Below are 24,289 nucleotides of genomic sequence, written 5' to 3' on the forward strand. Positions count from 1 at the left end.
CGTGCCTGTGAGCCTGCGCACGCCGGCCGCAGCACCCGGGCTCGGGCGCTCAGGTAGGGCTGTGACAATGGGGGGCATGACGCCATACCCCTTCGACGCCCCGGCTTCGCAGGCCCTGCTCGAGCGCGCCCTCGCCGTCACCCCGGGAGGCGTCAACTCGCCGGTCCGTGCGTTCCGCGCCGTCGGGGGCACGCCGCGGTTCATGGCCTCCGGCAACGGCCCATACCTGACCGACGTCGACGGCCGCGAGTACGTCGACCTGGTCGGCTCGTGGGGCCCGATGATCTTGGGACACCGCCACCCGGCCGTGGTCGAGGCGGTGCAGGCTGCCGCCGCCGACGGCTTCTCGTTCGGCACCCCGAGCGAGAACGAGGTGCGGCTCTGCGAGGAGATCGTCGCCCGGGTCGAGCCGGTGGAGCAGGTGCGCCTGGTGTCCAGCGGCACCGAGGCCACCATGAGCGCCATCCGCCTGGCGCGCGGCTACACGGGGCGCTCGCTCATCGTGAAGTTCGCCGGCTGCTACCACGGCCACGTCGACTCCCTGCTCGCGCAGGCGGGCTCGGGCGTCGCGACGTTCGCGCTGCCGGACTCTGCGGGCGTGCCCAAGGAGATGGCTGCCGAGACGATCGTGCTGCCCTACAACGACCTCGCCGCGGTGGAGCAGGCGTTCGCCGCCCAGGGCGCCGAGATCGCGGCCGTCATCACCGAGGCCTCGCCCGGCAACATGGGCGTCGTCCCGCCGGCACCCGGCTTCACCGAGGGGCTGCGCCGCATCACGGCCGCCCACGGTGCGCTGCTCATCTCCGACGAGGTCATGACGGGGTTCCGCTGCTCGGCCGCCGGCTGGTACGGCCTCGAGGGCCCGTACGACGCGGGGGCGCCTGACCTGTTCACCTTCGGCAAGGTCATGGGTGGTGGCTTCCCGGCGGCGGCGTTCGGCGGCCGCGCGGACGTCATGGCGCTGCTCGCGCCCGTCGGCCCGGTCTACCAGGCGGGCACCCTGTCGGGTAACCCGGTGGCGACCGCGGCGGGCCGGGCGACCCTCGAGCAGTGCACGCCCGCGCTGTACCAGCGCCTCGACGAGGTGGCCGACGCCATCACGGCAGCGCTCGACACCGAGCTCGGGCGGGCCGGCGTGCCGCACACCATCCAGCGCGCGGGGAGCATGTTCAGCGTCTTCTTCCGTGACGGCGCCGTCACCGACTACGACGGAGCCCGTGCCCAGCACGTGCCGGCGTTCGGCGCGTTCTTCCACTCGATGCTCAGCCAGGGCGTCTACCTACCGCCGAGCGCGTTCGAGTCGTGGTTCGTCAGCGGGGCGCACGACGACGCCGCGGTCGACCGGGTCGTCTCGGCGGTGCCCGCTGCAGCGGCAGCGGCGGCCGAGGCGTTTGCGACAATCGACTCATGACCTCCGCCCCCCGCACCGTGGTGCACCTGCTGCGCCACGGGGAGGTCCACAACCCCGACGGCGTGCTCTACGGACGCCTCGACGGCTACCACCTCTCCGAGCTCGGCACACGGATGGCACAGGCCGCGGCCCGGCACCTCGAGGACCACGACGTCACGCACGTCGTCGCCTCGTCGCTGACCCGGGCGAAGGAGACCGCCGCGCCCGTCGCGTCGTCGCACGGCGTCGACATCACGGTGGACGACCGGGTCATCGAGGCAGGCAACTCCTTCGAGGGCGAGCAGGTCGGCTCGATGAGCCCGCTCGCCTTCGTGCACCCGCGTTACTGGGGGCGGATCGTCAACCCGCTGCGGCCCTCGTGGGGCGAGCCCTACAGCGAGATCGCGACCCGCATGGTCGAGGCTGTCGCGGACGCCCGCGAGCACGCCCGCGGCCACGAAGCCGTCATCGTCTCCCACCAGCTGCCCATCTGGACCCTGCGCAACCAGCTCGCCGGCAAGCACCTGTGGCACGACCCGCGCCGCCGTGAGTGCCGCCTCGCGTCGCTGACGACGTTCACCTACGTCGGCGACGAGCTGGAGTCCATCACCTACAGCGAGCCCGCCGCAGCCCTGGTCGCGGAGTCGCGGGGTGGCACCGGATGAGGTCGCACACCCCACGCCGTACGGTGCGGACGGTCGCGCTGCTCGCGGCCCCCGTCCTCGCGCTGTCCCTCGCCGCGTGCTCGCAGGACCCCAACTCCATCGCCGCCCAGGCGAAGTCGGGCAACCGGCAGGGCTACGTCTCCGGTGACGGCACCGTCGAGCAGATCCCCGCCGCCAAGCGCAACAAGCCGGTCGCACTCTCCGGGACCACCCTCGACGGCGCGTCCTGGTCGGTCGCGGGGCAGGCCGGCAAGGTCGTGGTGCTCAACGTCTGGGCCTCGTGGTGCCCTCCGTGCGAGAAGGAGGCGCCCGAGCTGAAGAAGTCGGCCGAGGCCGTCGCCGCAGCCGCCAAGCCGGTCGTCTTCATGGGCATCAACACCCGCGACAACCCGTCCTCGGGCAAGGCGACCGCCAAGCGCCAGGGCATCCCGTACCCCTCGCTCGACGACCAGGACGGCCAGCTGATCCTGGCGCTGCAGGGCAAGGCGCCCACGCCTCCCGTGACGCTGGTGCTCGACCCGAAGGGGCGCATCGCCGCCCGCGTCCTGGGTGAGGTGACCTCGTCCACGCTCGACGGGCTGGTCGACGACGTCCTGGCCGAGAAGTAGGCCGGCGCCTTGATCGCAGACGTCACGGACACGGTCACCACGGGTGCCCTCCCGGTCGCCCTCGTCGTCGCGCTCCTCGCCGGCGCGGTGTCGTTCGCGTCGCCGTGCGTGCTGCCCCTCGTGCCCGGCTTCCTCGGCTACGTCACCGGCCTGTCCGACGAGTCGCTGGCCCAGCGCTCGCGTCACCGCATGGTGGCCGGCGCCCTGCTGTTCGTGCTGGGGTTCACCGTGGTCTTCATGGCCACGACCGCCTTCCTCGCCGGCGTCGGGGCAACCCTGGTCGAGCACCGTCAGGGGCTCATGCGGCTCGGCGGCGTGCTCGTCATCCTCATGGCCCTGGTGTTCATCGGGGTAGGGAGCCGGATCGGCTCCCAGCGCGAGGTCAAGCTCCACCGCCGCCCGGCATCGGGCCTGGCCGGGGCGCCGTTCCTGGGGGCTGTGTTCGGGCTCGGGTGGGCGCCCTGCACCGGCCCGACCCTCGGCGCCGTCGTGCTCCTCGCGACCACCACGGGCGACCAGCCCGCCGTGGTGCGCGGCATCGTGCTGGCGCTGGCCTACTCGCTCGGCCTGGGGCTGCCGTTCGTCCTGATCGCCGCCGGCTTCGAGCGGTTCGGCGGGGTCTCGGCGTTCCTGCGGCGGCACCAGCGCGGCATCCAGCTCTTCGGCGGCGGGCTGCTGCTCGTCATCGGCCTGCTCCTCGTGACCGGCCTCTGGGAGTCGTGGACGCGGTACGTGCAGACCTCCCTCGTCAACGGCTTCCAGACGGTGATCTGACCATGGCACAGCAGACCAAGGACGTCACCGAGGGCATCACCCAGCCGAGCCTCGGCGCGGTCGGCTGGCTGCGCTGGATGTGGCGGCAGCTGACGAGCATGCGCACCGCGCTGTTCCTGTTGCTCCTCCTCGCGATCGGCGCCCTGCCCGGCTCCATCTGGCCGCAGCGCAGCATCGACTCCGCGCGCACCGCCGACTGGATCGCCAACCACCCCAGGTCCGGCCCGTGGCTGGACCGGCTGGGGTTCTTCGAGGTCTACGCGTCGCCGTGGTTCGCGGCGATCTACCTGCTGCTCTTCATCTCCCTCGTCGGCTGTGTCCTGCCGCGCAGCAAGGTGCACTGGAAGGCGATGCGCTCGACGCCGCCGCGCGCTCCCGCCCGACCGGATCGGCTGCCCTCGTCGGCCACCGCCGAGACCGGGGCCGACGCCGAGGCCGTCCTGGCCGCCGCGCGGGAGGTGTTCCAGGGCAAGCGGTTCCGCACGCACGCGCACGACTCGACCTCCGTCAGCGCGGAGAAGGGCTACCTCAAGGAGACCGGCAACCTCGTCTTCCACCTGGCCCTGATCTTCGTCATCGTCGGTGTCGCGGTGGGCCACCTGTTCGGGTGGAAGGGCGACGTCATCGTGCCGGTCGGCAAGACGTTTGCGAACTCGCTGATCCAGTACGACACGTTCAGCCCCGGCCCCTGGGTCGACCCCTCCAGCCTGTCGCCGTTCCGGATCAAGGTCGACAAGCTCGACGCGACCTTCGAGGAGAACGTCACCGGGCGTGGCCAGTTCGGCCAGCCGCGTGACTTCACCGCCCACGTGACGACGGTCGCCGAGCCGGGCGCGACGCCGAAGCAGGCGACGATCAAGGTCAACCACCCGCTGGAGATGAAGGGCGCGGGCGTCTTCCTGCTGGGCAACGGCTACGCGCCCGTCATCACCGTCCGTGACAAGGACGGCAACCCGACCTTCAGCGGGCCGGTGCCCTTCCTCGCCCAGGACAACAACTACACCTCGGTCGGGGCCGTGAAGATCCCCGGTGCGCAGCCGAAGCAGCTCGGGTTCTCGGGGCTCTTCCTGCCGACCGCGGTGATCGACAAGGAGAAGGGCCCCACGTCGATCTTCCCGGACGCGAAGAAGCCGGCCCTGGCCCTGACGCTCTTCGAGGGCACCCTCTTCCCGGGTGGGCGGCCGCAGTCGGTCTACGTGCTCGACACCGCCGAGATGACGCAGGTCAAGACCGCCAAGGACCAGCCGCTGCGGATCTGGCTCGAGCCGGGCAAGACCTTCACCCTTCCCGGCGACCGCGGCACCATCACCTTCGACGGCGTCGACCGGTTCGCGGGGCTGTCGATCCGGCACGACCCCGGCAAGTACGTCACGCTCGTGGCGGCGCTGCTGGCACTGGGCGGTCTCATCGCCTCACTCGTCATCCGGCGCCGACGGGTGTTCGTGCGCGTTTCGCCTGCGCAGGACGGCGGACGTACCGTGGTGACGGTCGGCGGTCTCGCCAAGGGCGACGACGACGGGCTTCAAGAGGTGGTCGAGGACGTCCTCGCCGCCGTGGAACGACGATTGGGCAGCAGCACATGACGAACGAGACGCTCGCCGGATACGCCAACGTGAGCCTGTACTCCGCGATGGCGGTCTTCACGATCGCCATGCTGTGCCACGCCGTCTACCTCGCCGGGCTGCTGCCGGCGCGCGACCGCGCCACCGACCGTGCCGCCGAGCGTGCTGGCGACCGCTCCGCGGAGCGTGAGCTCGTCGGAGCAGGGGCCACGAGCGCATCGGTCGACGCCGCGTCGGCCGATGTCGCACCGGCCGACGCGGAACCGAATGGCGCCGCACCGGTCGCCGGTGGTGCCGCCGAGGTGCCGTCCCGGGCCCGCGCCGCGGCCGGGATCGGCTCCACCACGACGTGGCTCGGAGGGATGCTGCTGCTCCTGTCGGTGGTCCTGCGCGGCCTGTCGGTCGACCGGTGGCCGCTGGGCAACATGTTCGAGTTCGCGGTGATGGGCTCGATGTTCACCTCGCTGGCCTACTCGATCTGGTCGACGAGGCGCGACCTGCGCTGGCTGGGCCTGTTCATCACCGGCCCGATCCTGCTCGTGCTCGGCATGGCCGTCCGCGTCTGGTACACCGAGGCCGCCGAGCTCCTGCCGTCGCTGCAGAGCTACTGGCTCGTCATCCACGTCACCGTCGCCGTCCTCGCCACCGCCGTGTTCACCATCGGTGCGGCGGCGACCGCGGTGTACCTGGTCAAGGACGCCTTCGCCCGCTCCGGCCGCTCCAGCGTGCTCGACCGGTTCCCTGACGCCGCGTCGCTGGAGCGCACGGCGTACGGCCTGTACATCGTGGCGTTCCCGCTGTGGACCTTCACCCTGATCGCCGGCGCCATCTGGGCGCGCCAGGCGTGGGCGTCCTACTGGAACTGGGACCCCAAGGAGGTCTGGACGTTCGTGATCTGGGTGGTCTACGCGGCCTTCCTGCACTCGCGGGCGACCAGCGGCATCAGCCGCCAGACCGCCAGCTACATCGCCCTGGCCGGCTACGCCTGCATCATCGTCAACTTCGCCGTGGTCAACGTGTTCTTCGTGGGCCAGCACTCCTACTCCGGCTTGTGAGGAACGCGCACCACCATGCTCCGCTACACCGTCCTGCGCCTGCTCATCTTCTTCGGGGTGCTGTCGCTCTTCTGGCTCCTCGGCCTGCGCGACCGCGACCAGCAGTGGATGCTGCTCGTCCTCTCCGCGCTGGTGTCGATGGTCCTGTCGTACTTCGTGCTCGCCCGGTTCCGCGAGGAGAGCACCCGCCAGCTGGCTGAACGCGTGCAGCGGCGCACCGAGGCCAAGCAGGCGGCTGCTGCGGCCGGCCACGGCACGGTGCACGGCGACGACGAGGCCGCAGAGGACGCCGAGGACGAGCGCGGGCCCGCCGAGTACCGCTGACCCCCTGGTCGCAGCCGCCGCTCCGCCGCTCTTCTCGCCCTGAACCGGACCTCAGGCCGACATGGCGCTGGGGAAGCGGGTCTCTAAGTCGAGGATGCGCGCCGCCGTGGGCGTGACCCGTATGCGCGCCATGGGCTGGGAGCGCAGCGGCTCCAGCCAGGCGGCTGCCGCGTCGGGGCCGAGGTACCGGGTCGCCGCAGCGGCGTACTCGGGCACCATCTCGTCGAAGACGTCGACCTGCGCGGTACCCCTGACGAACAGCACCGCTCAGCCCATGCCACCGATGCTGATCCCCGCTCCGGACATGCCGGTCCGGCCGTCGCCGCGTTCCTTGTGGCAGTTGGCGCAGCGGACGAACCGCTGGCCGTCCGGGGTGTGCGCCGACTCCCAGTCGTGGTGGAGGTTGGTGCGGCAGAGGAGAGGCTTTCGGGGAGTGGTCATGGCGACCTCCACGGGTGTCGGGCTCGGATGTGACGACACCGCCCTGCGCAGTGCGAGAGAGCTGGCGAGGACGCCCGTGGCGAACTTCGCCTGGGCGCTCACGGTCAGCGGGTCGAGCTCGGCGAGGAGCTCTGCGCGGTAGCGGTCCCGTACCGGGCCGCGAGGAAGGGTGGCCGTGGCCGACCTGACCTGCCAGTGACGGCGGCAGGGTGCGCACCTCACGCCTCCCTGCTAGCGGGTAGCGGCACCGCGAAGGGGCGACGCGGCCGGTGTGCCCTGGCCAGTGCGGTCGGCGCCGACACGGCGCCCGACTCGGTGAGGCGGTAGTACCGGCGGGCGGGGCGACCTGCGACCCGGGGGTCGATGTCCTCCCACCGCGACTCCAGCCAGCCGATGCCCTCGAGCCTGGCGAGGATCGGGTGGACGGTGCCGCTCGCGAGGCCGGCCTCCGCGCCGATGTCGCTGCCGTACCGCTCGCGCGTGGCCTCCCCGAGGAAGGCCTGCAGCACCAGCTGGGTCGGGATGGTCATGCGCGGTTGGCGGCCCACACTCGTAATCTACCTAGGCCCTAGGTAGAGATCAATGAAGCTCAATGCCACTTGGCCAGACGGACCAGCGCCGCCGCTTCGTCCTCGAAGGCCGCCAGCAGGGCCTCCGGATCGTGCACCACCGCAGCGTCGGCCATGAGGCCGACCTGGACGTTGCCGGCATACGTAAAGATGCAGGTCCCGAGGGTCTGACGACCCGATCCCGGGACCCAGCCGAGCACCCCGGTCACCGGCACCCCTGCGAGCAGGCGTTGCGACGTGGGGCCGGCGACATTGGTCGTCACGCCGATCGCCTTGTTCGCGAAGAAGTCCACCAGGACTCGTTCCACGGCGGGAACCGTCCGCGCGATGACGCCCATGAGCGCGAAGGTCAGCGGCGCCTCGGGTGAGCGCTTGAGCCAGTCCATCCGGCGTTTGGTCTCGGCGAGCCGGGCCAGCAGCTGGGTGGTGCCGCTGGGATAGGTGAAGAACACCAGGGCGAAACGGTTTCCGAGCGTCGGCGGGAGCGGCCGGTCCAGCGGGCGGAGGTTGACCGGCACCATCGTCACGAGGTCGACCGGGCCCGCACCGTGCTCCTGCTGGTAGCGGCACAACGCCCCCGCCATCGCGCTCATCAGCACGTCGTTGAGCGTGCCCCCTTGGAGGTGCGCAACCTCCTTGAGCTCGTCCAGGGGCAGCGGGCCGGTCCACACCACCCGCTTGTACGTGGACGGGGCGCCATCCAGCACGCTCGGCGAGCTGTGCGTCGACAACAGCTGGGCCACGACCTCGGTCGTGCGGATCCCGCCTCGCAGGAGGGCTGCTCCTCCCGACAGGGTGCCCAGCCTCATGAGCTGACCGAGGCCGTCACGGGCCAGGGCTGCCGATGCCCCGACGGGGCTGCGCCGGCCTCGCGCGGGTCCTTCGTCTGCCGCCCCCACGTCCGCTGCCCCCACGTCCGCTGCCCCCACGTCCTCGTCCCCGTCGGTCAGGGACAGGAGCACGCGAGCCAGCGAGATGCCGTCCGCCATCGCGTGGTGGACGCGGCTGAACACCACCGCGCCGTCCCCGTGACCGTCGATGAGCTGCACCTCCCACAGCGGATGGTGGGGGTCGATCGGCAGGTGGAGGTGCTCCTCCACGTGCGACTGCAGCGCGTGGTCGTCACCCGGTGCGGCGAGCGTCAGCCTCTTGATGTGGTGGTCGACATCGAACGTGGGGTCGTCCTCCCACTGCGGGAGGCCGAACCCCAGCGGGGCGGCGACAGGTCGCTGCCTGAACACGGGGTAGCAGTCCAGCACCCGGGTCCGGAGCACGTGGACGACCTCGTCCCAGTCGGGCGCGGACGCCAGGAACATCAGCGTGACGATGACCATGCGGTTGCTGGGACGGTCCATGCTGAGCCAGATCGCGTCCACCGGCTCCGTCCGCCTGCGCGTGCTGCTGGCCATGCGGCTCCCAGATGTCGCTCCTGCCCGGTATCCGGTCCTCCCGGGTTCGGCACCTCAGGGTCGTCCGCCGGTCGGACCCCGGCCTAGGGGCGATGGTCCTCGTCGATGGTCCTCGTCGCTGATCAGTCGTCCTTCTTCAGGCTCGGGTACTTCTTCTCGACCGCTGCACGGACCTTCTTCTTCTCGGCCTCCGACCCGTGCTGGGCCACCCGGGCCAAGGCGTTGCGGGCGTGCTCGATGTCAGGGATCGGGTACTTCTCCTGGTCCGGCAGCGCGAACGAAGACTTCTTCAGCTTCTTGCGGTTCTCGCTGTCACTGAGGTCCTTCGACATGTCGGCCTCCTTCCTCGAGGGTCCGGCTCCTTGCTACCCGGACGGCGCCCCGCCCAACCCCGGCTCGCGGAGGCACTTCTCGCACTGGCCCCTCAGCGGACCCGTCGCACCACCACCGCCAGGGCCGTGGCCAGGGCGACGGTCCGGACCAGCCGCAGGGGGCTGAAGGGCGACAACCCCACGAACGCGGCGATGGACGTCCCGACGGCCTCGATCGGTCTGCTGCCGGAGGGGCCTTCCTCGATGTAGACCCCCGGCGACAGGTAGTGCCCGCCGCCCTTGGTCCCCTTGCCGCCCTTGCCCTTGCCCTTCTTGCCCATGGCCGACCTCCTGAGCCAAGGATGCCTCCGTGAGGTATGCCGCGGCCAGAGGTTCGCTGCTCGGCTCGGGTCCGTTGCAGTCGGCGGCCCTGTCCCTCGGTCAGCCGTCGAGCTGGGCCCGGAGCCGCTCGACGGTGCCGTCGACGTCGGTGAGCTTGTCGAGTCCGAACAGCCCGATCCTGAACGTGGAGAAGTCGTCCCGCTCGCCACACATCAGCGGCACACCGGCCGCCACCTGGAGGCCACGCTTCTTGAACTTCGCGCCGCTGCGGACGTCCGGGTCGTCGGTGAAGGACACCACCACGCTGGGGGCCGCGAAACCCTCGGCGGCGACCGAAGAAAAGCCGTGCTCTCCCAGCATCGCTCGCACCTGGGCGCCGAGCGAGACCTGGGCGTCGCGCAGTACGTCGAGGCCCAGCGAACGGGTCTCGAGCATGATGGCGGCGTCGCGCGCGAGGGCGTCCGTGGGCATCGTCGCGTGGTACGGCGTGTGGCCCTCGGTGTAGGCCTCGGTGATCGTCAGCCACTTCTGCAGGTCGATCGCGAAGCTGGAGGAGGTGGTCGCCATGACCCGCTCCCGAGCGGTCTCGCCCAGCATCACGAACCCGGCGCACGGCGAGCCGCTCCACCCCTTCTGCGGGGCGCTCAGCAGCACGTCGACACCGAGCGCCTCCATGTCGACCCACATCGCCCCTGACGCGATGCAGTCGAGGACGAACAGCCCACCGACCGCGTGAGTCGCGTCGGCGACGGCGCGGACGTAGTCGTCGGGCAGCAGGATCCCGGCTGCCGTCTCGACGTGGGGGGCGAAGACGACCCCGGGGCGGTCTCGCTCGATCGCCTCGACGACCTCGGCGACGGGAGCCGGGGCCCATGCGGCCTGGGGCTCGTCGGAGGCCGGGCGCGCACGGCACACGGTCGTCCCGCTCGCCACCGAGCCGGCGTCGAGGATCTGCGACCAGCGGTAGGAGAACAGGCCGTTGCGCACGACGAGGCAGCGTTGGCCGGTCGCGAGCTGGCGCGCCACTGCCTCCATGCCGAACGTGCCGCCGCCGGGCACGAGCGCGACCGTGTGGGCGCTGTAGGTCGTGCGCAGGACGTCGATGATGTCCTGCATGACGCCCACGAAGCGTTGGGACATGTGGTTGAGGGACCGGTCGGTGAAGACCACCGAGTACTCGAGCAGTCCATCAGGGTCGACGTCGTGGCGAGGAAGGTTCACCTCCGCAAGGTTGCCACAGCCGGGTATGGAGCGCTCGAGTCACGAGGTGCACCCTCAGGCACCGCGCACCTGACGGTGCACGGTCAGAAGCATCCCTCGTGCCTTCGTGCGCGCTCGGCGACGGAGCCGACGTCGAGACCGTAGGCATCGTGCCCGGTCGCAGCGAACGCCTCCAGCCTCTGGGCCGCCCGGTCGAACAACCGGTCCGCGCCCACCTGGTTGCCCCGTGCCGCGTGGGTGATGGCGACGCACAGCTGCGCGAGCCCCTGCCACAGGTCGCGTTCAGTGTCGGGGCCGGCCTTCCACCGCGCCTCCAGCACCTCGTGCGCCGCGAACGGGCGCCCGGCCTCGACCAGCCCTCTCGCCACGGTCAGCGTCTCGGCCGGTGGCAGCGGGTCCTCGGGTACGGGCTCGACCCCTTCGGCTCCATACGGCAACGGGCGCCCGAGCGCGTCGCGGGGCCTCGCCTGGCGGGCCCTGCCCTGGGTGTCCCGGTCGCGTTCTCGTCCTGTCACGGGTCCAGCCTCGCAAGAAAAGGCGGCTGGCGCTGCCGGGCTCCGCTGCCACCACGCGTCCCACCGTGCGTCGGTGGTGTGCGCCACCCACTTCGGGGTAGAAGTACCTCGCCGAGGAAAGGGGCTGGTCGATGAGGTCGTGGCGCAGGTCCGAGGCCGGCTTCCTGGCGCGGGCCTACGCCTGGCTGGTGGTCACCTTCCGGTGGTTCGTCGTGCTGGGGTGGGCGGTGGGCGCGGTCGCAGCCGCCGTATGGCTCCCTGCCACGATCCCGAACGCCGACCTCGGCGGTTTCGCGCCGCCGGACAGCCGCGCGATCGCGACGGAGACCGCATCGGCCGAGGCCTTCGGGTTCCCGATCCTGTCGCGCACGCTCCTGGTGCAACGCGACCCTCATGGCCTCTCGGAGGCTGCCCAGCGACGGGTGGTGGAACGGGCCGTGGCGGTGACCAAGGGCGAGGAGCGCGACGTCGGCGACATCGCCGCCGTGATCCCGGTCGTCAACACGGTGGGTGTCTTCCCGTCGTCGTCCGAGGTGGGCACGACGGCGCTGAGCTTCGTGTTCACCAAGCCCCACACCACCTTCGGCGACGAGGTCGCCGCGGCGCAGCGGTTCGGGCGCGTGCACGTCAACCAGCCGGACGACCACCTCGTCGGGGTGACCGGGACGGTGCCGGCGCAGGTCGCGCAGTCCAAGATCCTCTACGGCCGGCTCCTGCTGCTCGAGTGCGCCACGCTCGCAGTCGTCATCGGCATCGTCGCCCTGAAGTTCCGGTCGCTCATCGCACCGTTCGTGGCCCTGCTGACCGCCGCGGTCTCCTACTTCCTGGCGGTCCGGGTGACCAACTACGTCGGCGGGTTCGTGCGCGGCGGGGTGCCTGACGAGCTCAAGCCGCTCGTGCTGGCACTGGTGCTCGGCATCGTCACGGACTACGCGATCTTCTTCCTCTCCAGCATGCGCACGGGGCTCGACGACGGGGCAGACCGGTTGACCGCCGCGAAGAACTCAGCCGCGCAGACGGGCCGGATCGTCCTCGTGGCCGGTCTCGCCGTGGCGGCGGGCAGCGCGGCGATGCTCGTCGCCCACTCCGGCTTCTTCCGTGCCTTCGGCCCGGTGCTGTCCCTGTCGGTGCTGGTGTCCGTGGTCGTCTCGGTGACGCTGCTGCCGGCCCTGCTGGCCATCTTCGGGCGCGCGCTGTTCTGGCCCTCACGACCGAGGAAGGCCCGACGGATCAGCGTGGCCCGCGGGGCCGCCAGGGTCCTGACCGTCCGGGTGGTGGCGTTCGTCCTGGGGGCCGCGTGCGTCGTCGGGCTGGCCGTGCTGGGTGCCGACGCGGGGCGGCTGCGGCTGGGGGTGTCGTTCGTGGCTGCCCTCCCATCCGACAACCCGGCCCACGAGGCCGCGACTGCGGCGGCCGCCGGCTTTGCGCCCGGCATCGTGGCGCCGACCGAGGTGCTGCTGCAGGGCCCGGCCGTCGGCAACGACCCGGCGAAGCTCACCCGGTTGGCGCGCGAGCTGCAGGGACAGCCCGGTGTGGCCGGTGTGGTGAGCCCGAGCGCGCTCCCGGACGAGGTGGTGCGCGGTGCGTTGGTGAGCCGTACGGGGGACGCCGCGCGCTTCCTCGTCATCCTGGACCACGACCCGCTGGGCCCCAGGGCGATCAGTGACCTCGACCACCTCTCGGCCACCATGCCGACCCTGCTCCAGCGCGCGGGGCTGGGCGGGGCGCAGCACGGCGTGGCCGGCGACACCGCCGTCGCGGGCGAGCTCGTGGCAGCCACCAACGCCGACCTGCGCCGCATCGCGATCGCCGTCCTGGCGGTCAACCTGCTCCTGCTCATGGTCTTCCTGCGCGCCGTCGTCGCGCCCGTGCTGCTGCTCGGTTGCAGCCTGCTCGCCCTCGCCGCATCCCTGGGGTGCCTGACGCTGCTCTTCCAGGACCGGCTCGGCCACGAAGGGGTGGCCTTCTACGTGCCGTTCGCCGCCTCGGTGCTGCTCCTGTCCCTGGGCTCCGACTACAACATCTACGGGGTCGGTCACGTCTGGACCCGCGCCAGGCACACGACCCTGCGCAAGGCGATCGCCGAACGGGTGCCCGAGACATCAGGCGCCATCACGGCGGCCGGCATCACCCTGGCGGCCAGCTTCGGGATGCTCGCCCTGGTGCCGCTTCGCCAGTTCCGGGAGCTGGCGTTCGTCATGGCGCTGGGGGTGCTCATCGACGCGCTGGTCGTGCGTTCGGTCCTGGTGCCCGCCCTCCTCAGCGTCCTCGGTGGCCTCAGCGCCTGGCCACGGAGGCTGCGTGGCGCCGAGGGTGGTTCCGCGCCCGCCGGCGCGCCGACAGCGGCCACCGGTCCGGGGACCTGACGCGGGACCAGCGGTCGCGCCCGAGATGTCCGACGTCGTGGGTAGCTTCGTCGGCATGGCTCGTCGTACCCCTGGCTCCAGCGCCACGGTCGTCGTCCTGTGCCTGGTGCAGTTCGTCGACGTGCTGGGCGTCACCGCCGCCATCGTCGCGATCCCGTCGATGCTCGACGGAGTGGGCGCAGGAGACGCTGTGGCGGGGCCGATCGCGACGGCCTACGCGATGTTCTTCGGCGGCCTGCTCGTGGTCGGAGCGCGGCTCGGCCACCGGTACGGCCACGTCAGGATGCTGTTGGTCGGCCTTCTGGTCTTCGCCGTCGCGGGCGGTGTCGGCGCGCTGGCAGGGCACGCGTGGCAGCTCGTGCTCGCCCGAGCGGTCCAGGGAGCCGCGTCGGCCCTGACGGTGCCGGCAGCGCTGAGCCTGCTGCTGGCTGCCGCGACCGCCACTGGTCAGCGCGCCAAGGCGCTCGGGCTGTGGAGCGCAGCGGGAGCCGCGGCTGGGGCGAGCGGCCTGTTCGTGGGCGGCCTCCTGACCGAGCTCCTGGGCTGGCGCGCGATCTTCTGGGTCAACGTCCCGCTCGCCGTCGGGCTCGCAGGGGGAGTCCGGTACTGGGTGCGGGTGCCGCCCGCGCGGGACCGCGCCGCCTCCCTCGACGCGGTGGGCGCGCTGCTGCTCGTGACCTCCGTGATGGGCCTGGTGCTGGGGGCGGCGCTGGTGCAGGAGGACGGTTCGCGCGTCCCAGGCCTGCTGGTCGTGCTTGCCGGCGCGGCCCTCGGGGTGCTCCTGGCGGTGTGGCTGCGGCGTGCTCGGCGACCGCTGGTCTCGGTGTCGACGCTGCGCACCCCACAGCTCCTCGCCGGCACGCTGGGCTCGTTCGTCAACACGGCAGCCACCAGCTCGACGGCGGTCCTGCTCACCCTCCACCTTCAGCGCCGGCACGGGTTCAGCGCCTTCGGCGCCGGGCTGACGTTGCTGGCCCTCAGCCTCGCGGTGGTGGTCGGGTCCGCGGCGGCGGCCCGGCTGGCGCGGGCGCGAGGGCCCCGTCGGCCGGCTGTCGCCGGGCTGGACAGCATGGGCGTGGGCAATGTGGTCGTCTCCGGCACGATGGTCGCCGGCGGCGGGGCGGGCACCGGGTGGACCGTGGCCGGGACCGTCGTGGGCCTAGCGTTCCTCGGGGCAGGGCTCGGGGCGTCGTCGGTGGCGTTCAACGACATCGGCACCGACCTGCCCGAGCACGAGGTCGCCACGGCCACGGGAGTGCTCAACACGGGGGCGCAGCTCGGCACGGCCATCGGCGTCGCTGTCCTCCTGCTGGTCGCCTCACCGGGGACCTACGGCCCCCTACCGGCCGAGGCCGTCGCGATCCTCCTCGCCGCGCTCGTCACGCTGGCCGCCGCGCGCCTCGTCGCGCACCGTCGGTTCGCCTGACGTGGCGCGCGACTGCCGGTCGGCCAGCGCCAGCCCTGCATCCCACCCGGGTGCTCGACCCCCTCGAGGAGGCCGGATCGCGGTCACGTCATGGCTCGTGCGCGCCAGCACCCAGGCCACGGCCGAGTTGGAGTTCCACATCTCGCCCGTGCCCAGCTCGTCCCGTCCCCACGTCAGGACTGGGAGGTCGGGGAGCGTCCGGACCACCGCTGCGGCGCGGTGCAGGTCCTCCGTCAGCCGCACCGGGCTGTCCACCGCCGCCGCCACGTCCGGGAGGTGGCCTCCCGGCCAGCAGCGCATCTCGTAGCGGAAGGCGCGGAACCGGCCCAGCCACCTCGCCCCCACCGGCCCCTCGACGACGACACCGCGGTCGGGGTCGGTGACGTTCCACACCGGGCCCATCTCGACGGCGTAGGCGGTGCCGCGGAGGTGGACCATCAACCCGCAGTGGTACAGGTCGGACGGGAGCCGGCCCTCTCGCCGCGCGCTCCACCGCTCGTAGAGCCGGCCGTTCCAACGGACGAAGTGCCCGCCGGCGCCGAGGGGGAGCCAGAACAGGTCGACCGAGGCACCTCGGGTCCCACCACCCATACCGTCATCGTCGCCGTGGCCTCATGAGGGGGTCAGGGGCCAACGTCACCCGCCCGGGGCGGCGCTCTCTGAACTCTGCACGGCCGGCCCTCGTCTACCTCATGGCGCCGGTCCATCCCGGGCTGTCCGCCTCTGTCCAGGAGGTTGTCCATGACGCATCACATCCGTCGTCCCTCACCGCTGCTGGCGCTCGGCGCCGGCCTCGGCGCAGCCATCGGGCTGCTCGCCGTCAGCGCCCCAGCCGGCGCCTCCGCGCCCTCCGCCTACCACCAGGTCAACCTCGTCTCCGACGTGCCGGGGATGGCCAAGGTCACCGATCCGCACCTCGTGAACGCCTGGGGTGCTTCCTACCTCGGCACCAGCCCCCTGTGGGTCTCCGACAACGGCACCGGCGTGACCACGCTGTACTCCGGCGGGGTGGACGGCAGCGCCCAGACCACCGTGCCGCTCGTCGTCAGCATCCCGGGAGGCGCGCCCACGGGCCAGGTCTCGAACCCCACGACGTCCTTCGTGGTCCGTGACGCGGCCGGTCACGCCGCCCCCGCCCGGTTCCTCTTCGTCGGGGAGACCGGCCACCTCAGTGGCTGGAACCCGGCCGTCGCTGCCACCGGGGCATCGCCGTCGACCCACGCCGTCGACGCCGTCGTCACCCCCGGCGCGGTCGACAAGGGCCTGGCCATGGGGCAGACGCCCAGCGGCCCGAGGCTGTACGCCGCCAACTTCTCCGCCGGCGTCGTCGACGTCTACAACGGCGACTTCAAGCGGGTCGCCACCAAGGGCAGCTTCACCGACGCGCGGCTGCCGCACGGCTATGCGCCGTTCAACGTGATGGTGTCCGGCGACAGGGTGTACGTCGCGTTCGCCAAGCGGGACAGTGCCCATGTCGACGAGGTGGCCGGTGCAGGGCTGGGCCGGGTCGACGTGTTCACCCTTGGCGGCAAGCTCGTCCGGCGCGCCTCGGACCACACGGTGCTGAACGCGCCCTGGGGCCTGACCATCGCGCCGTCCGGCTTCGGCAGGTTCTCGGGTGACCTGCTGGTGGGCAACTTCGGCGACGGCCGGATCCACGCCTACGACCCGGGGACCCTCGACCTCGTCGGCACGCTCCGGGGTCCTGGTGGCAAGGCGGTCACCATCGACGGGCTGTGGGCGCTGCTGCCCGGCAACGGCACCGAGGGCTCGACCCACGACGTGCTGTTCACCGCAGGCCCGCAGGACGAGTCGCACGGCCTCCTCGGCCTGCTGCACGCGGGTTCCTGACCGGCACGCCCCGGCCACGGGTCCGTCGACACAGGGACGGGCCCGTGGCCCCCGTCCCTCCGTCATCACTCGAGGGGGATCTCGAAGTCTGCCGACCGCTCGAGCTCGGCGCGGGGGCCGAAGATGCGGCGAGCACCCGCGCTGATGGCCAGGTCGTTGATCGACGCCTCCCGCCGGCGCATGAGCCCGTTGTCGTCGAACTCCCACAGCTCGTTGCCGTAGCTGCGCCACCACTGCCCGGTGGTGTCGTGGCACTCGTACTGGAAGCGCACGGCGATGCGGTGCTCGGTGAAGCTCCACAGGCTCTTGCGCAGCGCGTAGTCGAGCTCCCGCTCCCACTTGGCCGTGAGGAACTCGACGATCTGCTCGCGCCCGCGCACGAAGGTGTCGCGGTTGCGCCAGACGGAGTCGGGCGTGTACGCGAGGCTCACCCGGTGCGGGTCACAGGTGTTCCAGGCGTCCTCCGCGGCCTGGACCTTCTGGCGGGCGCTGACCTCGTCGAACGGCGGGAACGGTGGGCGAGCCTCGGTCATGCGGCGCGGCCGGCTCTCACCCGACGAGCCAGGCGATGATGCCACCGATGAGCTCGACGACCCCGCCCGCCTCCGGGCCCAGGGCCAGGGTGGCTGCGAGGGACACAGCCTGCACCCAGAACTCGAAGTCCGGGTCGATGTCGCCTTCCGAGGATGCGCCGCCGCGGATGCGGTCGTACTCCGTGCGGACGGTCTGCCGCTGGGTCCCGGCCTGCTGCTCGAGCTGGTAGGCGGCATCCACGGCAAGCGCGACGACGTCCCCCTGGCCGCGGTCGTCGACGAAGGCGCGGACCCGGCTGCGCTCGTCCGGGGTCAGCGACCTGGTGCGCGGGGCTCGCGGTCGGTCAGCGGCCTCGTCGGAGACCAGCGCCTCGTAGCGCTCGCGCAGCAGGTCCTCCCGGGCGCGGAAGATGTCGCCCAGGCGCGACCCCAACCCGCCGATCTCGCCGTACAGCTGGTCGAGCCGGTCGACGACGCCACCGAGCTGCTCGACCCGGCTGTCGTCTCTCGTGGCCGGGTCGGACGAAGCCATCGCCTCCCGCGTCCAGGCGTCGTCGAGGACCACCAGCTCGGTGACCACGGCGACGGTGTGGGTCAGGTCCTGGTACTCGTCGAGCGGGAGCTCTGCGTAGTTTCCGGCCATGCCGGCACGGTAGGTCCGGGCTGTCGCCGAGTCATCGAGCGATCGACGTAACCCTGTCGACGTACGGGACCCACCCGACCCTGAGCGACCACACCTCCGCGAGGGACGAGACCGGTGCCCGGTTCCCCAGTCCATGTGCAGGTTGTCCCCAAGGGCACCAGGCCCGAGCGCGACGTGTCGCTGCAGTGAGGACGTCCCTCCTGTCGAGCGCCCGACGGTCGCCCTGAGCCTGCGCATCTACGCCACGAGTACGGCGCCAGGCTTCGCGGTGACCGCCCCTCCCGTGACGACCGTCGTGCCGGTTCCCTGAGAGCTGGGCCGTGGTCGGCGGCCGGCGCGGGCTACTGGCTGAGCGCCATACCGACGGCGAAGAGTGCGGCGTAGGCGATCTCGAAGAGCCCGGTCGCGGCGAGCACCGGCACGAGGTCGCGTCCGGTGGCCCCGGCGCGCAGCGCCTGCAGCGGCTTCCAGAGCACGGCGAGCGCGAGGAGGGCCAGCAGCACGAACGGCTGGCTGGACGCGACCAGCACCACCATGAGCAGCGACACCGTCACGAGGGCGCCGTACAGCAGGCGGGTGCGGCGGTCGCCGAGCCGGACCGCGAGCGTGCGCTTGCCGCTGACCTCGTCGGTGGGGATGTCGCGCAGGTTGTTGGCGACGAGGATGGCCGAGGCGATGGCCCCGACACCCACGGCACCGGCGAGCCCGACCCAGGTCAGCTCCTTCGCCTGCGTGTAGAGCGTGCCGAGGGTCGCCATCAGGCCGAAGAACACGAAGACGTAGAGCTCGCCGAGCCCGCGGTAGCCGTAGGGGTTGTCGCCGCCGGTGTAGCGCCAGGCGGCGAGGATGGCCAGGGCGCCGAGCGGGATCATGACCCACGCCTCGCTGATGGCCACGAGCGCCAGTCCGACCAGCGCGGCGGCGCCGAAGAACGCGAACGCCATGAGCTTGACGTTCTCCGGGGCGGCCTTGTGCTGGCCCACCAGCCGGATCGGGCCGACACGGTCGCTGTCGGTGCCCCGGATGCCGTCGGAGTAGTCGTTGGCGTAGTTGACGCCCACCTGCAGCCCCAGCGACACGAGCACGGCCAGCAGCGCGAGGCCGAGGTCGACCCGGTCGAGGGGGACGGCCGCGGCGGTGCCGACGACGACGGGGGCGATGGCGGCGGGCAGGGTGCGGGGGCGCGCGCCGGCGATCCACTGGGACAGGGTGGCCATGGGGTGGTGGTCTCGCTTGCTCGGGGTTCGGGGCGGGGTACGGGGCGTGCGGGTCGCCACGGGCGGGGAGAGCGCCGCGCGGGTTCGGCTCAGAGCCTACGGAGGAAGTCCGGGTCGTCGTCGGGGCCACGCGGGCGCTGCGGCTGCTGGCGTGGACCGGTGCCGGGCCGGGGCTGCTCGGGGCGGCCGGCGACGAACCAGGCGATCGGCCCCATGAGCGGCAGGACGACGATGACCAGCGCCCACATCAGCTTGGGCACGCCGCGCACGGAACGCTCATCGCTCTGCAGGCAGTCCACCAGGGCGTAGATCGTCAGCGCGATCACCAGGAGCCACGGGACCAGGCGGATCATGCTCCCATCGTGTCATGGCCGGCTGGGGAACAGACCGGCGATCCCGGCGCGGTCCGGTTTGCCCGGTCCGCGCTGTGGCAGCTCGTCGACGACGACGAGCCGGCGGGGGAGCGCGTGGTCGGGGAGGCGTCCCCGCAGCGAGCTGCGGACCGCCTCCAGCGTCGGTGCAGGCGTCCCGGCCCGGGCGACGACGGCCGCAGCGACGACCTGCCCCCACTCCTCGTCCGGCACCCCCACCACGACGGCCTCGGCCACGCCCGACAGAGCGGTCAGCGCGTCCTCGACGAGCCGCGGCGCCACCTTGAGGCCGCCGGTGGTGATGACGTCGTCGAGCCGCCCGTCGACGTGCCAGCGCCCGGTCGTGGCGTCGAGGTGGCCGGCATCGTTGGTCGTGAACCAGCGCCCGCCCTCCTCGTCGGTGCCGAACGCCTCGGCCGTCAGGTCCGGTCGGCCGAGGTAGCCGGTGGCCAGGGTCGCGCCACCGAGCACGAGCCGTCCGAGGTCGTCGACCCGCACCCGGCTCACCGACAGCGGCACCCCGTCGTAGACGCAGCCGCCCGACGTCTCGCTCATGCCGTAGGTCGTGACGACGCGGACACCGAGGTCTGCCGCCCGGGCCAGCAGGCTCGGGGCGCTGGCCGCACCGCCGACGAGGACCGCGTCGAAGGACGCGAGCGCCGCCGTCGCCTCGGCGTCGTCCAGGAGCCGGACCAGCTGAGTGGGCACCAGCGCGGTGTAGCGCCGTTCCCCGACCAGGGCCTCGGACGCCCGGACGAACGCCCGGCCGGTGAAGCCGCCGTCGAGCTCGACGAACCCCGGCGTCGTGCCGGCCACGACCGAGCGCACCAGCACCTGGACCCCTGCGATGTGGTGCGGCGGCATCGACAGCAGCCACGTCCCGGGGCCACCGAGCCGCTCGTGGGTGGCGGTGGCGCTGGCGACCAGCGAGCTGCCGGGGAGCATGGCCAGCTTGGGCGTGCCCGTCGAGCCGGAGGTGCCGACCACGAGCGCGGTGCCGGTATCGGGCGTCGCGCCCTCGGGGACCGCCGTGGGGACGCCGCCCACGCCGTACGGGATCACGGCGCGTCCGCCGTCGAGGGCCTGGCGGAGGGCGGGCAACGCCTCCCGGGCCGCGTTCCCTGAGCCGATGGCGAGGGGGCGCAGCGAGGTCACCGGCTCAGGCTAGCCGTCCGCTGCCGGCACGAAGGACGCCCGGTGGAGGCCCGGTGGACGCCCGGTGGACGCCCGCTCCGGGCGGCGGGACCATGGGTGCGGGAGGCCCCATGGACGCCGACTTCGCGGCATACCTCGACCGGGTGCGGACCCACCGCGCCGAGCTGCGTGACTCCGTCGCGGCCGTCGACGAGGCGCTCGCCTCGCCGCTGGCCCGGGGCGGGGCCTGGCGGGAACGCGTGCGCGCGGCGCTCGCCGAGCTGGCGCACGACTTCCGCGACCACGTCGAGCTCACCGAGGCGCCCGGTGGCCTCTACGACTCGTTGGGGCGCGACAGCCCTCGTCTCGGCGGGCAGGTCAAGCGGCTGCGCCGTGAGCACGAACGCTTCCGCGAGGACATCGACGCCTACCTCGCGGTGCTGGAGCACGGCGGCACCATGGCCGACCTGCCGGTCTTCCGCGAGGAGGTCACGACCCTCCTGGGCCAGCTGGGACGGCACCGGCAGAAGGGCGCCGACCTGGTCTACGAGGCGTACGACGTCGACCTCGGCGGCTCCGGCTAGAGGTGGACCCGGCCAGGTCGGACGACCTGGCCGGGTCCATCTCTAGAAGTACCAGGGGAAGGGCGACCAGTCGGGGTCGCGCTTCTCGAGGAACTGGTCGCGACCCTCCACGGCCTCGTCGGTCATGTAGGCGAGCCGCGTCGCCTCGCCGGCGAAGACCTGCTGGCCCATGAGCCCGTCGTCGAGCAGGTTGAACGCGAACTTCAGCATGCGCTGCGCCTGCGGGCTCTTGCCCATGATCTCGCGGGCCACGTCGAGGGCGTCGGACTCGAGCGTCGCGTGGTCGCTGACGAGGTTGACCGCGCCCATACGGTGCATGTCCTCGGCCGTGTAGGTGCGACCGAGGAAGAAGATCTCGCGGGCGAACTTCTGCCCGACCATCTTGGCGAGGTAGGCCGAGCCGTAGCCGCCGTCGAAGGAGCCCACGTCGGCGTCGGTCTGCTTGAACCGGGCGTGCTCGCGGCTGGCCATGGTGAGGTCGCAGACCACGTGCAGGGAGTGGCCGCCGCCGGCCGCCCACCCGTTGACCAGTGCGATGACGACCTTCGGCATGGTGCGGATGAGGCGCTGCACCTCGAGGATGTGCAGCCGGCCGCCCTCGGCCTTGACCCGGCGGTGGTCGACGCCGGCGGCGGTGTCGTCACCGTCGTCAGCGGCGTACTGGTAGCCGGAGCGGCCGCGGATGCGTTGGTCGCCGCCGGAGCAGAATGCCCACTTGCCCTCGCTGCCGGAGCCGTCGGGGCCCGGGCCGTTGCCGGTGAGGAGGACGACGCCGACGTCGGAGGTCCGTCGGGCGTGGTCGAGCGCGCGGTACAGCTCGTCCACGGTGTGCGGACGGAACGCGTTGAGCACCTCGGGCCGGTCGAACGCGATGCGGACGGCGCCGACACCCTTGGCCCGGTGGTAGGTGATGTCGGTGAAGTCGAAGCCCTCGACGACGTCCCACGCCGAGGGGTCGAACGTCTCGCTGACGGTCGGCTGCGCGGTCACGCCGCGAGCGCCTTCTCGATGTCGTCGGTGAGGCCGCCCGGGTCGGTCGTCGGCGCGAACCGCTTGAGCACCTCGCCGTCGCGGCCGACCAGGAACTTGGCGAAGTTCCACTTGATGGCGCTGCCGAGCAGGCCGCCCTTCTCCGACTTCAGCCACTGGAACAGCGGGTGGGCCCCGTCGCCGTTGACCTCGACCTTGGCGAACATCGGGAAGCTCACGCCGTAGTTGCGCTGGCAGAACGCGCCGATCTCCTCCGCGTCACCGGGCTCCTGGCCGCCGAACTGGTTGCAGGGGAACCCGAGGACGACCAGCCCCTGCTCACCGTAGGTGCGCTGCAGCTCCTCGAGCCCGGCGAGCTGCGGCGTGAGCCCGCACTGGCTGGCGGTGTTGACGACGAGGACGACCTTGCCCGCGTAGGCGGACAGGTCCTGCTCGGCGCCCTCGAGGGTGGTGGCGGAGAAGTCGGACAACGTGGGCATGCAGACAGGGTACGGGCGCTGCTACAGGCACGTGACCGGCCCCGTGCGCCGGTCGTCATGGACCGATTTGTCCGTTTCTGGGTAGCGTGGGCACTCCTGTCAACGCCGACATCGGAGCCCCCTCATGGCCAGCGCCACCGACACGACCACCACCACGACCGTCGACGGACGCAGACCGGGGTGGTCGCTCATCGGGCCGGGGCTGGTGGTGGCGGCCACCGGCGTCGGGGCCGCCGACCTCGTCGCCACCCTCATCGCGGGGAGCAAGTACGGCTACGCCCTGCTCTGGACCGTCGTCGTCGGCTGCGTCATGAAGATCGTCCTGGTGGAGGGTGCCGGTCGATACTCCCTCGCCACCGGCCGCACGATCTACCAGGGGTGGTCGAGCCTGGGCCGCTGGACGCACTGGTACTTCGGGCCGTACATCGTCGTCTGGGGCTTCGTCTATGGCGCCGCCGCGATGGCCGGCACCGGGCTGCCGCTGCACTCCCTGATGCCGTTCATGTCCGTGCCGGCGTGGGGCATCCTCTCCGGCCTCATCGGGCTGGTGCTCGTCTGGTGGGGCCACTACGCGCTCTTCGAGAAGGTCTGCGCCGCACTCGTCGGAACCATGTTCGTGACCATGGTCGGTGCCGCGGTCCTGACCGTGCCCAACCTGCCCGAGCTGGCCAAGGGCCTCGTGCCGCTCATCCCCGACGGTGCCCTGGTCAACGTGCTGTCGGTCGCCGGCGGTGTTGGCGGCACGATCACGCTGGCGGCCTACGGCTACTGGCTGCGTGAGAAGGGCTGGACCACGCCCGGCCACATGCGGGTCATGCGCCTCGACAACGGCGTCGCCTACCTCGTCACCGGCATCTTCGTCGTCTCGACCCTCATCGTCGGCGCCGAGCTGCTCTACTCCGCCAACATCGCGATCAAGACCGGCGACGAGGGCCTGCTCAACCTCTCCGACGTCCTCGCGAGCCGGTACGGCGCGTGGGCCGGGAGCGTGTTCCTCGTCGGCTTCTGGGCCGCGGCGATGTCCTCGCTGGTCGGCGTGTGGAACGGCGTCTCGATGATGTTCGCCGACTTCGTGGGCCACGTCCGCGGCCACGGCCAGGACCACCCCGACAGCCGGCTGGGCGGCAAGTGGTACCGCGCCTACATCCTCTGGCTGACGTTCCCGCCGATGGTGATGATGTTCCTCGGCAAGCCGGTCTACCTGATCCTGGCGTACGGCGTGCTCGGGGCGTTCTTCATGCCGTTCCTGTCGGTGACCCTGCTGTGGATCCTCAACACCGACCGGGTGCCGCGCGAGTGGCGCAACAAGCTGCCCTCCAACATCGCGATGGTCCTGTGCGCGGCGGCCTTCATCGCGCTCGCGGCCAACGAGCTGCGCAAGGCGGTCGGCGGCGCCTGACGCACGGGTGGCAGGCGGGCCCTCGGTGCCTGACGCGGCAGCGCCCGGGTCGGCACGGTTGGATGGGCGGGTGAGCGACCACCCCAGCCACGAGGTGCCCGAGCTCGACG

At 72.0% G+C, this 24,289-nt stretch carries 28 protein-coding genes; 12 read left to right on the plus strand and 16 right to left on the minus strand.

Annotated elements, in window-relative coordinates:
* The first annotated feature begins 76 nt into the window (after nucleotides 1-76).
* The 7 genes from hemL to AB4Z02_RS09625 are packed head-to-tail and all read left to right on the plus strand — an operon-like array spanning nucleotide 77 to nucleotide 6,378.
* A complete protein-coding gene (hemL, locus tag AB4Z02_RS09595; RefSeq protein WP_441970595.1) occupies nucleotides 77-1,411 on the plus strand; it encodes a glutamate-1-semialdehyde 2,1-aminomutase in 1,335 nt (444 codons plus the stop codon).
* On the plus strand, nucleotides 1,408-2,055 hold the full coding sequence (locus AB4Z02_RS09600; protein WP_441970596.1) for a histidine phosphatase family protein: 648 nt from the start codon (nucleotides 1,408-1,410) through the stop codon (nucleotides 2,053-2,055). The genes hemL and AB4Z02_RS09600 overlap by 4 nt, the downstream gene beginning before the upstream one ends.
* Nucleotides 2,052-2,663, plus strand: a complete 612-nt coding sequence (locus AB4Z02_RS09605; RefSeq protein WP_441970597.1) for a TlpA family protein disulfide reductase — start codon at nucleotides 2,052-2,054, stop codon at nucleotides 2,661-2,663. Before AB4Z02_RS09600 ends, AB4Z02_RS09605 begins: the two co-directional genes overlap by 4 nt.
* 9 nt (nucleotides 2,664-2,672) lie before the next feature.
* Nucleotides 2,673-3,437 carry a cytochrome c biogenesis CcdA family protein gene (locus AB4Z02_RS09610; RefSeq protein WP_056882120.1) on the plus strand — a complete coding sequence of 255 codons (765 nt, stop codon included), beginning with the start codon at nucleotides 2,673-2,675 and terminating at the stop codon, nucleotides 3,435-3,437.
* 2 nt (nucleotides 3,438-3,439) lie between these two features.
* Nucleotides 3,440-5,020: a cytochrome c biogenesis protein ResB gene (gene resB / locus AB4Z02_RS09615; RefSeq protein ID WP_441970598.1), complete on the plus strand. Its 1,581-nt coding sequence runs from the start codon at nucleotides 3,440-3,442 to the stop codon at nucleotides 5,018-5,020.
* On the plus strand, nucleotides 5,017-6,054 hold the full coding sequence (ccsB, locus tag AB4Z02_RS09620; protein WP_441970599.1) for a c-type cytochrome biogenesis protein CcsB: 1,038 nt from the start codon (nucleotides 5,017-5,019) through the stop codon (nucleotides 6,052-6,054). The genes resB and ccsB overlap by 4 nt, the downstream gene beginning before the upstream one ends.
* A 15-nt stretch (nucleotides 6,055-6,069) precedes the next feature.
* The gene (locus AB4Z02_RS09625) at nucleotides 6,070-6,378 is read left to right on the plus strand and encodes a DUF4229 domain-containing protein (RefSeq protein WP_056882123.1); all 309 of its coding nucleotides are present in this window, start codon (nucleotides 6,070-6,072) and stop codon (nucleotides 6,376-6,378) included.
* A 51-nt stretch (nucleotides 6,379-6,429) separates the two neighbouring features.
* On the opposite strand, the gene AB4Z02_RS09630 is transcribed toward AB4Z02_RS09625, so the two are convergent.
* The 8 genes from AB4Z02_RS09630 to AB4Z02_RS09665 form a co-directional block, all read right to left on the minus strand.
* Nucleotides 6,430-6,642: a hypothetical protein gene (locus tag AB4Z02_RS09630; RefSeq protein WP_441970601.1), complete on the minus strand. Its 213-nt coding sequence runs from the start codon at nucleotides 6,640-6,642 to the stop codon at nucleotides 6,430-6,432.
* A gap of 3 nt (nucleotides 6,643-6,645) precedes the next feature.
* On the minus strand, nucleotides 6,646-7,041 hold the full coding sequence (locus AB4Z02_RS09635; protein WP_441970603.1) for a hypothetical protein: 396 nt from the start codon (nucleotides 7,039-7,041) through the stop codon (nucleotides 6,646-6,648).
* Nucleotides 7,038-7,349 (minus strand): PadR family transcriptional regulator, encoded by a 312-nt coding sequence (locus AB4Z02_RS09640; protein WP_441970605.1) that lies wholly within the window; start codon nucleotides 7,347-7,349, stop codon nucleotides 7,038-7,040. The genes AB4Z02_RS09635 and AB4Z02_RS09640 overlap by 4 nt, the downstream gene beginning before the upstream one ends.
* A gap of 59 nt (nucleotides 7,350-7,408) precedes the next feature.
* A complete protein-coding gene (locus tag AB4Z02_RS09645) occupies nucleotides 7,409-8,797 on the minus strand; it encodes a wax ester/triacylglycerol synthase family O-acyltransferase (RefSeq protein WP_441970606.1) in 1,389 nt (462 codons plus the stop codon).
* A 122-nt stretch (nucleotides 8,798-8,919) separates the two neighbouring features.
* Nucleotides 8,920-9,129 carry a DUF6582 domain-containing protein gene (locus tag AB4Z02_RS09650; RefSeq protein WP_056882128.1) on the minus strand — a complete coding sequence of 70 codons (210 nt, stop codon included), beginning with the start codon at nucleotides 9,127-9,129 and terminating at the stop codon, nucleotides 8,920-8,922.
* A 92-nt stretch (nucleotides 9,130-9,221) separates the two neighbouring features.
* On the minus strand, nucleotides 9,222-9,449 hold the full coding sequence (locus AB4Z02_RS09655; protein ID WP_056882129.1) for a hypothetical protein: 228 nt from the start codon (nucleotides 9,447-9,449) through the stop codon (nucleotides 9,222-9,224).
* Between the two features lie 100 nt (nucleotides 9,450-9,549).
* Nucleotides 9,550-10,671, minus strand: coding sequence for an alanine--glyoxylate aminotransferase family protein (locus tag AB4Z02_RS09660; RefSeq protein ID WP_441970608.1), 1,122 nt, complete (start codon nucleotides 10,669-10,671; stop codon nucleotides 9,550-9,552).
* Nucleotides 10,672-10,754: 83 nt separating this feature from the next.
* The gene (locus AB4Z02_RS09665) at nucleotides 10,755-11,186 is read right to left on the minus strand and encodes a DUF309 domain-containing protein (RefSeq protein WP_441970610.1); all 432 of its coding nucleotides are present in this window, start codon (nucleotides 11,184-11,186) and stop codon (nucleotides 10,755-10,757) included.
* 131 nt (nucleotides 11,187-11,317) lie between these two features.
* Here AB4Z02_RS09665 and AB4Z02_RS09670 point away from each other — a divergent pair, with 131 nt between their 5' ends.
* Both AB4Z02_RS09670 and AB4Z02_RS09675 read left to right on the plus strand, forming a co-directional pair.
* Complete coding sequence (locus tag AB4Z02_RS09670) at nucleotides 11,318-13,552, plus strand: MMPL family transporter (protein ID WP_441970612.1); 2,235 nt, start codon at nucleotides 11,318-11,320, stop codon at nucleotides 13,550-13,552.
* Between the two features lie 55 nt (nucleotides 13,553-13,607).
* Entirely contained in the window at nucleotides 13,608-14,978 is a 1,371-nt protein-coding gene (locus tag AB4Z02_RS09675; protein ID WP_441970613.1) for an MFS transporter, read from the plus strand.
* On the opposite strand, the gene AB4Z02_RS09680 is transcribed toward AB4Z02_RS09675, so the two are convergent.
* Nucleotides 14,892-15,569, minus strand: coding sequence for a hypothetical protein (locus tag AB4Z02_RS09680; RefSeq protein WP_200949168.1), 678 nt, complete (start codon nucleotides 15,567-15,569; stop codon nucleotides 14,892-14,894). The two genes, AB4Z02_RS09675 and AB4Z02_RS09680, sit on opposite strands and share 87 nt — an antisense overlap.
* Nucleotides 15,570-15,719: 150 nt before the next feature.
* Here AB4Z02_RS09680 and AB4Z02_RS09685 point away from each other — a divergent pair, with 150 nt between their 5' ends.
* Nucleotides 15,720-16,829: a TIGR03118 family protein gene (locus AB4Z02_RS09685; protein WP_056882134.1), complete on the plus strand. Its 1,110-nt coding sequence runs from the start codon at nucleotides 15,720-15,722 to the stop codon at nucleotides 16,827-16,829.
* A gap of 65 nt (nucleotides 16,830-16,894) precedes the next feature.
* Here AB4Z02_RS09685 and AB4Z02_RS09690 read toward each other — a convergent pair whose 3' ends face one another.
* From AB4Z02_RS09690 to menE, 5 genes are all read right to left on the minus strand, one after another.
* Nucleotides 16,895-17,362 carry a nuclear transport factor 2 family protein gene (locus AB4Z02_RS09690; RefSeq protein WP_056882135.1) on the minus strand — a complete coding sequence of 156 codons (468 nt, stop codon included), beginning with the start codon at nucleotides 17,360-17,362 and terminating at the stop codon, nucleotides 16,895-16,897.
* A 16-nt stretch (nucleotides 17,363-17,378) separates the two neighbouring features.
* Nucleotides 17,379-18,005, minus strand: a complete 627-nt coding sequence (locus AB4Z02_RS09695; RefSeq protein WP_441970615.1) for a hypothetical protein — start codon at nucleotides 18,003-18,005, stop codon at nucleotides 17,379-17,381.
* A gap of 341 nt (nucleotides 18,006-18,346) precedes the next feature.
* A complete protein-coding gene (locus tag AB4Z02_RS09700; protein WP_441970616.1) occupies nucleotides 18,347-19,222 on the minus strand; it encodes a 1,4-dihydroxy-2-naphthoate polyprenyltransferase in 876 nt (291 codons plus the stop codon).
* An 89-nt stretch (nucleotides 19,223-19,311) separates the two neighbouring features.
* Nucleotides 19,312-19,575 (minus strand): PLD nuclease N-terminal domain-containing protein, encoded by a 264-nt coding sequence (locus AB4Z02_RS09705; RefSeq protein ID WP_441970618.1) that lies wholly within the window; start codon nucleotides 19,573-19,575, stop codon nucleotides 19,312-19,314.
* 12 nt (nucleotides 19,576-19,587) lie between these two features.
* The gene (menE, locus tag AB4Z02_RS09710; RefSeq protein ID WP_441970620.1) at nucleotides 19,588-20,748 is read right to left on the minus strand and encodes an o-succinylbenzoate--CoA ligase; all 1,161 of its coding nucleotides are present in this window, start codon (nucleotides 20,746-20,748) and stop codon (nucleotides 19,588-19,590) included.
* Nucleotides 20,749-20,858: 110 nt separating this feature from the next.
* On the opposite strand from menE, the gene AB4Z02_RS09715 reads away from it, so the two are divergent.
* Nucleotides 20,859-21,311 carry a hemerythrin domain-containing protein gene (locus AB4Z02_RS09715; RefSeq protein ID WP_441970622.1) on the plus strand — a complete coding sequence of 151 codons (453 nt, stop codon included), beginning with the start codon at nucleotides 20,859-20,861 and terminating at the stop codon, nucleotides 21,309-21,311.
* Between the two features lie 42 nt (nucleotides 21,312-21,353).
* On the opposite strand, the gene AB4Z02_RS09720 is transcribed toward AB4Z02_RS09715, so the two are convergent.
* A complete protein-coding gene (locus tag AB4Z02_RS09720) occupies nucleotides 21,354-22,301 on the minus strand; it encodes a 1,4-dihydroxy-2-naphthoyl-CoA synthase (protein WP_056882141.1) in 948 nt (315 codons plus the stop codon).
* On the minus strand, nucleotides 22,298-22,780 hold the full coding sequence (locus AB4Z02_RS09725; protein ID WP_056882142.1) for a glutathione peroxidase: 483 nt from the start codon (nucleotides 22,778-22,780) through the stop codon (nucleotides 22,298-22,300). The genes AB4Z02_RS09720 and AB4Z02_RS09725 overlap by 4 nt, the downstream gene beginning before the upstream one ends.
* A 124-nt stretch (nucleotides 22,781-22,904) precedes the next feature.
* Here AB4Z02_RS09725 and AB4Z02_RS09730 point away from each other — a divergent pair, with 124 nt between their 5' ends.
* Nucleotides 22,905-24,179: an Nramp family divalent metal transporter gene (locus AB4Z02_RS09730; protein ID WP_441970624.1), complete on the plus strand. Its 1,275-nt coding sequence runs from the start codon at nucleotides 22,905-22,907 to the stop codon at nucleotides 24,177-24,179.
* Nucleotides 24,180-24,289 lie beyond the last annotated feature (110 nt).

The organism is Pedococcus sp. 2YAF34, assembly GCF_052114585.1.
Taxonomy (GTDB): Bacteria; Actinomycetota; Actinomycetes; order Actinomycetales; family Dermatophilaceae; genus Pedococcus.